We start from the raw sequence: 10,696 nt of genomic DNA, 5'->3' as shown, positions 1-10,696 counted from the left end.
GACGACCACAAGCCGCTTGCGTCGCAGTTCGGCAACCACCGCCTGCTCATAGCCGCCGCTCGCCTCGATCCCAACCCGCTTGACCTTGTGGCGTTGCAGCCATTCCAGCAGCTCCGTGTAGCCTTCCGGTGTGTTCTCGACCTGGATCCGCTCGGAACTGCCATCGAGCGCCACATCGAGCTTGTGTTTGCCGGTATCGATCCCGGCACAGATCATGATACGCTTGGCCATCTTCCTCGACCCTCCCTTGTGAATGCGAACCTGAAGTTCGTTCAACCATGCGGGTCCCGATGAAGTGCCGACCGCGATCTTGCTACGAAACGCAGCCCTCAAGGCTTCGGTGGGCATCGATCCGATCGATCGGCGGCCCAGCTCGGGCGGCCACCCGGGCTGGGCCATTCCTCACGGAACGAGGCCATTCTAATCCGGCGCGCTAATACAAGGGTGGGCAAAGCGAAGCGTGCCCACCATTGCTGTTGCATTCGAGGTACGATGGTGGGCACGGCGCAAGGCGCCTTTGCCCACCCTACGAAGCTGCCTGCTGCGGGATAGGGCCTCGCCATCACCCGGGTTGAGGTCAGCCGCGTCTCCACGAATTTCTCTTTTGAAATCAATCCCCCTTCTACTGTGCATGGGGTTGTTTTCGCGGAAATTCACGAGGGGAGAGGAAGAAGCTCAAGCTACCCGTCGGACCGTGCTGAGCCGCTCGATCGCGTGCCCGACCTCCGCCGCCGGGCACGGTCTGCCGAAATAATAGCCCTGCACCGCGGTGCAGCCGCATTCGCGTACGAAGTCGAGCTGCTCGATCGTCTCGACGCCCTCCGCCGTGGTTTCGACGCCGAGCACTGCGCCGAGGCTTGCGATGGTGCGGACGATGGCGATGCTTTCCGGGCTTTCGCCGAGCGTGCCGACAAAGGAGCGATCGATCTTGATGCGATCGAACGGAAATTTGCGCAGATAGCTCAGCGAGGAATAGCCGACGCCGAAATCGTCGAGGCTGACGCGTACGCCCAGCGCGCGAAGCTGATGCAGGATCTCGATCGTCGCCTCGCTGTCGTCGAGCAGTGCGGTCTCTGTGACCTCGAGCTCGAGCCGTTGCGGCGGCAGGCCGGCCTCGGCGAGCGCGCTCGTGACCATCGCCACCAGCCCGCGGGAGCGGAACTGCACCGGCGACAGATTGACCGCGATCGTAAGGTTCGGCCAAGACGCCGCCGTCGCGCACGCCGTACGCAGCACCCATTCGCCGATCGGAACGATCAATCCGGTCTCCTCGGCGATCGGAATGAATTCGGCCGGTGAGACCAGACCGCGCGACGGATGCTTCCAGCGCAATAGCGCTTCGAAACCGGTGAGCTCGGTTGCGTCCAGCCGCACTTGCGGCTGGAACACCAGATGGAATTCGTTGGCTCCCAGCGCGCTGCGCAGATCATGCTCCAGCGCGTGCCGGCTGCGCGCCTGCTCCTCCATCTCGGGCTCGAACAGCTGATAGGCGCCGCGCCCCTTGGCCTTGGCCTGGTACAGCGCGAGATCGGCGCATTTCATCAGCTCGTCCGCGTCGAGCCCGTGATCGGGCGCGATCGCGATGCCGATGGAGACGCCGATATGGATCGATTGGCTTTCCAGCGGCGGCGGCCGGCCGATGATCTCGACCAGGCGGCGCGCGAGCTTTTCGGCCGATTGCGGCTGCGGACCGCGCTGGAGCACGGCGAACTCGTCGCCGCCGAGACGTGCAACGGTGTCGTGCCCGCCGACATTCTCCTTCAGCCGCGCTGCGACCCAGCGCAGCAGCCGGTCGCCGGCGGCATGGCCGAGGCGGTCATTGACGGTCTTGAAATTGTCGAGGTCGAAGCACAGCACGGCCATGGCGCCGCCGGCGATCGCAACCTGGTTCAGCCCGTCGCTCATCTTCTCACGGAACAGCGTGCGGTTGGGCAGGTCGGTGAGCGAATCGTGCTGTGCCATATGGGCGACGCGGGCCTGGGCCTTGTGGCGCTCGGTGACGTCCTCATAGGTGACCACCCAGCCGCCATGCTCCATCCGCTTGTGATTGAGCTTGATGATGCGGCCGTCGCTCAAATGGCGGTGCAGCGTGTGCTCGCCCTCGCGCAGCCGTTCGACATAGTCGGCATAGAGCTTGGCCGCGGTCGTATTCGGATGGATGCCGAGGTCGCAGCTATGCTCCATGATCTCGCGCATCGAGACACCCGGCTTTACCACCTCGGGCGACAGGCCATACATCTCGATGTAACGGCGGTTGCAGACGATCACGTGCAGGCTCGAATCGAGCATGCACAGGCCCTGGCTCATGTTGTTGAGCGCCGCGTCGAAGCGGCGATATTGCTCGCTCAGCTCCTCGACCGCGCGCTCGCGTTCGGTGATGTCCTCGTAGGTGGCGACGAAGCCGCCATCGGGCAGCGCGCAGTAGCGCACCGAAATCACGGTGTTGTTCGACATGCTTCGCCGCATTGGCGAGGAGTCGCGGCTGGCGATCTGGGCGCGGGCGGCCTCGAGGATCTGCCGCGGGCTGTATTCCGAAGCGAAGGCGCCGTTCACCATCGATCGTTCGATCAGCTCGGCGAGATGTGTGCCGGGCTTGCTCTCCTCCGGCGACAGCCGGTAGATCGTGCGATACGTGGTGTTGCAGATGCGCAGGCGCATGTCGCTGTCGTAGAAGGCGAGCCCGTGCGCCATGTTCTCCAGCGCGGCATCGAGAATGACGTTCTGCTGCTTCAACGTCTCTTCATATTGCAGCCGCTCGGTGACATCCTCATGCACCGTCACCCAACCGCCATCGGGCATGAATCGGGAGATGGCCTGTATTTTTCGCCCGTCGTAACGCGTCACTTGAACGGTTTTCGGCGTCCTGGTGCGGACATCGTTGATCCGGGCATCGTGGAATTCTTCCCCCGGCATGTCCGATCGATTGCCGCGCGAGAGCCAGTGGTCGATCGCCGTGCTGTGCGTGATGCCCGGTTTCACGATTTCGGGGTCGAGGTCGTAGAGGTGCAGGAAGCGCTCGTTGCAGACCACGACGCGGCTGTCGGAATCATACATGATGAGGCCGTGCGACATGTTGGCGAGCGCGTGCTGGCTGCGTTCGGTCTGGACGCGCAGTTCCGCCTCGAGCCGGGCGAGGCGGCTGACATCGTCGCAGACCGTCATCCAGCCGCCGTCGGGAAGCGGCTTCAGCTCGAGCGTGATGACAATGCCGCTTGCGAGCGTCTGCCGGGTGCGGAATGGCTTGCCGGCGGCGATCAATGCGATCCGGGAAGCGTAGAGCGCGTCAACCTCACCTGCCGGGATGTTGCCAAGCACCACGCTGTGGCCGAGCACGTCGCGGTAGCGCGCTCCGATCCTGACGATGTCGGCCGACATTTCGAACAGCTCGATATACCGACGATTGACCAGCACGATCCGGTTGTCGGCGTCGTAGACACAGACGCCCTGTTCCATGCCGTCGAGCGCGAGCTGGCTCAGCGCGACCAGGGCTTGCGGACCCTGCTCGTGGCGTGCACCAGGCTTGTTGTCGTCGGTCGAAATCATGGGATCAGCGGGTCTCGGTGGGCAATACGCTTAACGCAACCTATTTCGGACCCCGAAGGTAGCGAAGAGGCGGGAAAATTCCCTTAAGCGCCGTAGTTTACGGAGGGTGACTGCTGATGGAGAGAGTGCGTGCAACGGCCGCCGGGCCATACGTAGGCCCGTAGCCCGGATGAGCGCAGCGATATCCGGGACAGCTGCTCCCGCATGTCGCTGCGATCATGCGGGCTACAAGCCGATTCGATTGAAGACGGAGCCGATTTCCTACGGCCCGTACAGCACGAGCTCGGTGTCCGTCAGGTCGGCGAGCCGTGGGCGATGCGGGCCCTTGAAATATTTGCGGCCGCGGCGCTCGGTATAAATACCGACGAGGCCGGGGATCGGCTCGTTGGAATCGACAATGACAGAGATCTTGCCGAGCCGCAGCAGCAGCCGGCCGATGCGACCGGCGCAGGCGGCGTATTCGGCGGCGCTGCGGCAATAGATCAGCTGCATCGCCGGCGGTGCGATGAAACCGCGGCGGATGCGGACCGGTTGCAGGATGAAGGGGAAGGCGCCCTTCGGCGTACGGCAGACCAGGCTCAGGCAATTGTAGCGCGCATGCCGGGTCAGCAGTTCGGTCTCGGCTTCGGAAAGGCCTTCGATCTGCTTGGTATGCTGCGAGATGACTTCGATCTTGCTCCAGCGAGGCGCGCGCGACAGCGCCGGCACCGAAAAGAACAGGCCGCGGCAATAGGCGCGAAAGCCCTGCGTCTCGATGATCGGCCAGGTCCATACCGCCGGGCTGATGTTGAGATAGGTCACGTGCTTGTGCCGCTGCGCGATCTTGGTCAGCAGCGGGGCGTAGTTGCGGTAGGCCGGCTCGACATACCAGCTCGAAAGGTTGCAGTGGATGGCGATCTCCTCGCCGTCCTTCCGCGTGGTGTAGATCAGCAGCAGCACGCCGACCGGCGTGCCGTCATCGTCGAGCATGTAGCCGAAGCGCGGATAGCCTTCCGGTACCGGCCGGAAGGCCTGCCGGCGCAGGCCCTGGATCCAATAGTTGCGCGAGCGGCCGACGAAGCCACGCGTCAGCAAGTCCGCGATGGCATCGACATCGGACTCGGTAATCTCGCGGCATCGGACCTTGGTATGGATCACGCTCGTCTTACCCGTGGAAATGGTCGGCCTCTTATCTTAGCGCCAGCCTTCGCCGTGGGCGTCAGCCGGAGCTAGCGGCTGCATACCCAGCAGGTCCCGCACCTTGGCTGGCCAGGCGGAGAGATCGGTGCCGTGCGTGTGGAACATCGCGACCGCAAGCCGGTCCATGCCGAAGGCGACGCAGCCGGTGTGGGCCGGTTCGCCATTGGCGTCCTGGATGCCCCAGGTCGTGCCGAAATGTTCGCGATGATAGTTGAAGCTCATGCAGGCGGTCGGCTGCTCTTCCGAACGCAGCGGGATCAGCAGCTCGAACTTGAGCTGCTGCTGCTTCTGGCTCACCGCCTTCATCTGGCCGACGCGGCCGAAGAAGGGGTCGCTGGCATAGTCGACGCGGAAGGTCAGGCCGAGATCGGTCGCGATCGCCTGCGCGCGCACCATCCAGCGCTCGCGGAAATCCGCGACGTCGTCGGCGGTGCCGATGCAGACATATTCGCGCATCCGGAACGATTGCAGCCGGTCGAGATGCTTTGACGGCTCGCGGCGGAAGCAGTCGGCGGCGACGTCGAAGCGCAGGCCACCCTTCGGCAGCTGCCCGCGGCTCGCCGCGATCGGGTAGACGGGATAGCAGGCGGCCGGCGACAGCACGAGATCGGCCGGCGACAGCGAACTGGTCCAGTCGCCGCCAGCGTCGAAACGGCTCACCGCGGCGTTGATCTCGCGCTCGGTGCCGTGCAGGCCGCAGACGCAGCCGAGCAGGTTCGGAAAGCTCTTGAGATAGCCGGATTTCTCCAACTGGGCGCGGCTCATCACCGGCGGGAAGCGCATCACCTCGGTGCCGGCTTCGCGATTGCTGGTGATCAGCGCGGCGAGCCGCTCGACGACGCCCTCATAAAGTGCGGTGCGGGCATAGACGCCGTCCGAGCCCATAGGATGAAACAGCGCGTCGGCGAGATGATCGAGCGGATCGGCGGCCTGCGGCGCGGTGTCAGGCGAGTTGGGGAGAACAGCAATGTTCATGTTCGACTTCCTGCTATCTGAAATTATTCTTGTTGGTCGAAGGCACGTCAGTCGCAAAGGCTTGTTGGTCGCGAAGACTTGTCAGTCTCGAAGGCTTGCCGGAATGCCGCTCATCAACGTCGATGTCGCGGCGTTGGCCAGAATGCGGTCGTTGTTGATCATGATCGGCGATGACAGTACGTCGCGGAGGTGGCGGCCCATGGTGAATTCGCCATCGTTGCGGTAACCGGCGAGGCCGGTGGTGCGCATCGCATGCATCACGGTCTCGACCGCGAGCTCGGAGGCTTGCACCTTCAACAGCGTGATCGAGGACTGGAAGTCGAGCGAGCCCAGCGCACGCTCGTCATGTTCGGCGCGGGCGAAGGCGTCGAGATTGGCTGATATCAGGGCGCGCAGCTTTGCCAGCGACATTTTTGCGGCGGTGAAGTGCGCCGCGGCCGGCGGCATTTGCCCGCCGGAGCTGCGGGCCGCCTTGCGGACGAAGGCCTGCGCGCGCGTTACGGCGGCGGCGGCGATGCCGGCCCAGGCCGAGGACCAGCACAGATGCGCGAACGGCGTCATGGTCTGGGCGTGGATCTTGTCGTAGGACTCCGGAAAGACGCGGTCGGCGGGGCAATCGACCCTGAGCTCGAAACCGGTCGAGCAGGTGCCGCGCATGCCAAGCGTTTCCCAACCTAGCGTCCGCTTCAGCGAATAATCATCCTTGGCGAGCGCCAGCAGCACCTGGTCCGAGGCGGTGGCATCGGTGGCGCGGCGGGCGATGGTGACGAGGCCGTCGGCCTCGGCGCCGTAGGAGATCACGGTGGCGTCGCGCACCAGCGAAACGGTATCGCCGGCGTTGTCGACGGCCGCGGCACTGGCGCGGATGTTGCCGCCGTTCTGGCCTTCGGTGGTGGAGGATGCGAGCAGCCATTGGTCGCGGGCGACCCGGCGCATCATGGTTTCCATCCAGGGGATGCCATGGCCGTGGCGGATCACGCAGGCGACCTTGGTCGTATGCATCGCGTAGATCATCGCCGTGGAGGCGCAGGCGCGGCCGAGCGTATAGCAGATGTCGGTGACGTCGTGGATCGAGGCGCCTAGGCCGCCGAACTCGACCGGGATCATGACCCCGAGCAGTTTTTGCTCACGGGCGGTGTCGAAAGCCTTGTGGGGGAAGCGGGCGTCGCGATCGACACCCTCGGAGTCGATTGCCGCCACCGTGGCGGTGCGAGCTGCGCGCTCGATCAAAGAGGGGCCCTGCTCGAGGAGGCTTGTCTGCGTTTCGTCGACAGTAAGAACCGCTTCACGCACGTTCATGCTCGTCCGCCTCCGCTTTGCCGTTCAGGATCGCCGGCATCATTCGCGATGCCGTCCAGCAATCCACCGTCGATCTTGCTTGTGAGATGAGGCTACGGATTTAATTCAAATTCGTCGATGAAATAGAGGGTAAACGAACCCCAATTCCAAACGAACAGTTAAGGCCCGGTTGTTTGCTTCGCCGAAACCCCGCCTATCGCGTTAGCGATTTGGAAGAGGTCTGGATTTTAATCAATCTGAGTCATCGTTTACTAAGAAACGCGATGTAATGGTCGCGCCCATTGCGGGACCGGCCATCCCTGCCCATCGTAGCTGGCAAGCCGGTCCGACCTAAGACGACATATGGGAATTTGCCGATGCAGGCTTTCGATACCGATTTGCGCAATCGCATCATTAAGCTGGTGAAGGGCATCCTCGAACAGAACTCACTGTCCGCCGATGTCACGCCGCAGGCCAAGCTGGTCGATGTCGGCTTGACCTCGATGGACATGGTCAATTTGATGCTGGGCGTCGAGGCCGAGTTCGACTTCACCATCCCGCAATCCGAGATCACGCCGGAGAATTTCCAGTCGGTCGAAACGCTGGAGCGGATGGTCGCGATGCAGTTGCAGCCGGCGAGGGCTGCTTAACCAACTTTATGGCGTCGTCCCGGCGAGGGCCGGGACCCATACCGCGGAATCCATCGATCGCGGGTGGTTGTCGTCCCGAACGACCACTCTTAGCCAAACTACTCCCTGGGCTATGGATCCCGGCCTTCGCCGGGACGACACGGAGTGTGTGGCGAGCGCTTATGCTTCTCACACGATCGTCCCGCCCCTCAACTCCCGTTTCAAATCTGCCGCAAAACTGGCATAGCTTAACCATGTCGCACGTGGCGAACGGGGTGAAGCAGGCATGACGCAGGCGGTATTGGGCATCATCGGCGGTTCCGGCATTTACGACCTGCCGGGACTCGAGGGCGCGCGCGAAGAGGTGATCAAGAGCCCCTGGGGTGAGCCGTCGGCGCCGTTGCGGCGCGGCACCATCGCCGGCCTGCCGATCGTGTTCCTGCCGCGGCACGACAAGGGCCACCGGCTGTCGCCCTCCGACATCAACTACCGCGCCAATATCGACGTGCTGAAGCGCGCCGGCGTCACCGATCTGATCTCGCTCTCGGCTTGCGGTTCCTTCAAGGAGGAGATGCCGCCCGGTACCTTCGTCCTCGTCGACCAGTTCGTCGACCGCACCCACAGGCGCGAGAGCTCGTTCTTCGGCAGGGGCTGTGTCGCGCATGTCTCGATGGCGCATCCGGTCTCGCCGCGGCTTCGCGTCCATCTTGCGACGGCGGCTGAAGCCGAAGGCATCGCAACCGCCCGCAGCGGCACCTATGTCTGCATGGAAGGACCGCAATTCTCCACCTACGCAGAGAGCATGACTTACAAGACGCTCGGTTACTCTGTGATCGGCATGACCAACATGCCGGAAGCCAAGCTCGCCCGCGAGGCAGAGATCTGTTACGCCACGGTCGCGATGGTGACGGATTTCGATTGCTGGCATCCCGACCACGATGCCGTCACCGTTCAGGACATCATCCGCGTGCTGTCTTCCAACGCCGACAAGGCGAAGGCGCTGGTCGCGCGGCTGGCAAAGGATTTCCCGCGCGAGCATGAACCGTGCCCGATCGGCTCCGACCGCGCGCTCGACACCGCGCTGATCACCGCGCCCGAGGCGCGCGATCCCGAGCTTTTGAAGAAGCTCGACGCCGTGGCGGGCCGTATCCTGCGCGCCTGAGACGAGAGGCAAACGCGATGAAGGTTGACGGTAAGCATTTTCGCAGCATCTGGCGCGAGCGCGACGGCTGGTCGATCGGCGCGATCGACCAGCGTAGGCTGCCGCACGAATTCGTCGTCGCGCGGCTGACCTCATGTGAAGACGCGGCCACAGCGATCCGCGACATGCTGGTGCGCGGCGCGCCGCTGATTGGCGCCACCGCGGCTTATGGCATGGCGCTTGCGATGCGCGAGGATGCTTCCGACGCCGGCCTAAAGCGCGCCTACGAGACTCTCGTCGTGGCGCGGCCGACCGCGATCAATCTGAAATGGGCACTCGACGAGATGCGCACGACGCTCGCGCCGATCGATCCGGTGGAACGAGCGGAAGCGGCTTATGCGCGCGCCGACGAAATCGTCGAGCAGGACGTCGAGATCAACCGCGGCATCGCCAGCAACGGCCTGAAGCTGATCGAGGCGATCGTGGCGAAGAAGAAACCGGGCGAGGTCGTCAACGTACTGACCCATTGCAACGCCGGCTGGCTCGCCACCGTCGACTGGGGCACGGCGACCGCGCCGATCTATCTCGCGCATGAGCGCGGCATCAAGATCCATGTCTGGGTCGACGAGACCCGCCCGCGCAACCAGGGCGCCTCGCTCACGGCGTGGGAGCTCGGCCATCACGGCGTGCTGCACACCGTGATTCCCGACAATACCGGCGGCCATCTGATGCAGCACGGCATGGTCGATCTCGCCATCGTCGGCACCGATCGCGTCGCCGCCAATGGTGATGTCTGCAACAAGATCGGCACCTATCTGAAAGCGCTCGCCGCGCATGACAATGGCGTGCCGTTCTATGTCGCGCTGCCGTCGCCGACGATCGATTTCGCCGTCAATGATGGCATCCGCGATATCCCGATCGAGCAACGTAGCGGCACTGAGGTCACCGATATGACCGGCCGCACCGCGGATGGACGGCTGGAGACGGTGCGCATCGTGCCCGAGGGCTCGCCGGTCGCGAACTACGCGTTCGACGTGACGCCGGCGCGTCTCGTCACTGGCCTCATCACCGAGCGCGGCGTGCTGAAGCCCGACCGCGCATCGCTCGCCGCCGCATTCCCCGAGCGGATTGCCGTCGCGGCGGAGTAAGCTTGCTCTCGTAGGGTGGGCAAAGGCGCATCGCGCCGTGCCCACCATCTTCATCCCGCGTCGCGCGAGAGTTGGTGGGCACGCTTCGCTTTGCCCACCCTACGGCTGTCGAACCGGCCTACCTCAGCTTCAGCCCCGTCGCCGCCTCGAGCTCGGCGATCGCCTGGGCGCCGCTGGCGACCTTGATCGTGGTCATGCCCATCTCGCGCGCCGGCTTCAGATTGACGCCGAGATCGTCGAGATAGACGCAAGCCTTCGGATCGACCTTCAGCGTCTCGACCATCATCTTGTAAATGCGCGGGTCGGGCTTGCGCAGGCCGATTTTGGCAGATTCGATGACGTGGTCGAACAGCACCATCACCTCGGCGACATAGAGAGAGCGTCCCGTCATACTGCCGATGGCGTTGGCGGGCAGATTGTTGGTGATGCAGCCAGTCTTGAACTGCGCCTTGATGCGCTTCAGGGCCTCGACCATCTCCGGTCGCAGATCGCCCTGAAGCAGAGGCAGCACGTCGCGGCCGCGCACTTCAGCGCCGAGCGCGAGCGATTCTGTGGCAAACAGTTTATCGAAGGTGTCGATATCGACTTCGGCGCGCTCGAATTTGGCCCAGGCGTTTTCAAGATGATTGGCGGCGTTCGTGCGCCGGATGATGTCGGTTGGCAGACTGCGCTCCCGCTCGAATCGCGCGAACGCCTCGAACGGCGAGCTCGTCAGCACGCCGCCAAAATCAAAGATCACTGCTTCGATTGCCACTGTCCTGCCTCGTCAATGCTTCCCCAAGACGGCTAGCATGCGATATCGG

At 63.8% G+C, this 10,696-nt stretch carries 9 protein-coding genes; 3 read left to right on the top strand and 6 right to left on the bottom strand.

Features of this window, described 5'->3' with window-relative positions; genetic code table 11:
* The 5 genes from UB31_RS41625 to UB31_RS23495 all read right to left on the bottom strand — a co-directional run.
* A partial coding sequence (locus UB31_RS41625) for an IS110 family transposase (protein WP_045011530.1) occupies window positions 1-231 on the bottom strand: 231 nt, incomplete at its 3' end.
* Window positions 232-675: 444 nt separating this feature from the next.
* Complete coding sequence (locus UB31_RS23510; protein ID WP_045012584.1) at window positions 676-3,543, bottom strand: PAS-domain containing protein; 2,868 nt, start codon at window positions 3,541-3,543, stop codon at window positions 676-678.
* Between the two features lie 261 nt (window positions 3,544-3,804).
* Window positions 3,805-4,680, bottom strand: a complete 876-nt coding sequence (locus tag UB31_RS23505; protein WP_045005918.1) for a GNAT family N-acetyltransferase — start codon at window positions 4,678-4,680, stop codon at window positions 3,805-3,807.
* Between the two features lie 36 nt (window positions 4,681-4,716).
* Window positions 4,717-5,697: an amino acid--[acyl-carrier-protein] ligase gene (locus UB31_RS23500; protein WP_045005917.1), complete on the bottom strand. Its 981-nt coding sequence runs from the start codon at window positions 5,695-5,697 to the stop codon at window positions 4,717-4,719.
* Window positions 5,698-5,778: 81 nt separating this feature from the next.
* Window positions 5,779-6,996, bottom strand: a complete 1,218-nt coding sequence (locus UB31_RS23495; protein ID WP_045012583.1) for an acyl-CoA dehydrogenase family protein — start codon at window positions 6,994-6,996, stop codon at window positions 5,779-5,781.
* 356 nt (window positions 6,997-7,352) lie between these two features.
* Between UB31_RS23495 and UB31_RS23490 the strand changes: the two genes are divergently transcribed.
* The 3 genes from UB31_RS23490 to mtnA all read left to right on the top strand — a co-directional run bounded on the left by UB31_RS23490 (window position 7,353) and on the right by mtnA (window position 9,893).
* Window positions 7,353-7,625: a phosphopantetheine-binding protein gene (locus UB31_RS23490; protein ID WP_045012582.1), complete on the top strand. Its 273-nt coding sequence runs from the start codon at window positions 7,353-7,355 to the stop codon at window positions 7,623-7,625.
* Between the two features lie 265 nt (window positions 7,626-7,890).
* Complete coding sequence (locus UB31_RS23485; protein WP_045005914.1) at window positions 7,891-8,766, top strand: S-methyl-5'-thioadenosine phosphorylase; 876 nt, start codon at window positions 7,891-7,893, stop codon at window positions 8,764-8,766.
* 17 nt (window positions 8,767-8,783) lie between these two features.
* Entirely contained in the window at window positions 8,784-9,893 is a 1,110-nt protein-coding gene (gene mtnA / locus UB31_RS23480; RefSeq protein ID WP_045012581.1) for an S-methyl-5-thioribose-1-phosphate isomerase, read from the top strand.
* Window positions 9,894-10,011: 118 nt separating this feature from the next.
* On the opposite strand, the gene UB31_RS23475 is transcribed toward mtnA, so the two are convergent.
* Window positions 10,012-10,647: an HAD-IA family hydrolase gene (locus UB31_RS23475; RefSeq protein ID WP_045005912.1), complete on the bottom strand. Its 636-nt coding sequence runs from the start codon at window positions 10,645-10,647 to the stop codon at window positions 10,012-10,014.
* Between the last annotated feature and the right edge of the window lie 49 nt (window positions 10,648-10,696).

Origin of the sequence: Bradyrhizobium sp. LTSP849, from assembly GCF_000938255.1 — a bacterium.
Classification (GTDB): domain Bacteria; phylum Pseudomonadota; class Alphaproteobacteria; order Rhizobiales; family Xanthobacteraceae; genus Bradyrhizobium.
This window is presented reverse-complemented; position numbering and strand designations above follow the sequence as displayed.

Excerpts from the sequence above, each read along its gene's own strand:
- UB31_RS23510 (WP_045012584.1), bottom strand. The coding sequence starts at position 3,543 with ATGATTTCGACCGACGACAACAAGCCTGGTGCACGCCACGAGCAGGGT.
- UB31_RS23500 (WP_045005917.1), bottom strand. The coding sequence starts at position 5,697 with ATGAACATTGCTGTTCTCCCCAACTCGCCTGACACCGCGCCGCAGGCC.
- UB31_RS23495 (WP_045012583.1), bottom strand. The coding sequence starts at position 6,996 with ATGAACGTGCGTGAAGCGGTTCTTACTGTCGACGAAACGCAGACAAGC.
- UB31_RS23490 (WP_045012582.1), top strand. The coding sequence starts at position 7,353 with ATGCAGGCTTTCGATACCGATTTGCGCAATCGCATCATTAAGCTGGTG.
- UB31_RS23485 (WP_045005914.1), top strand. The coding sequence starts at position 7,891 with ATGACGCAGGCGGTATTGGGCATCATCGGCGGTTCCGGCATTTACGAC.
- mtnA (WP_045012581.1), top strand. The coding sequence starts at position 8,784 with ATGAAGGTTGACGGTAAGCATTTTCGCAGCATCTGGCGCGAGCGCGAC.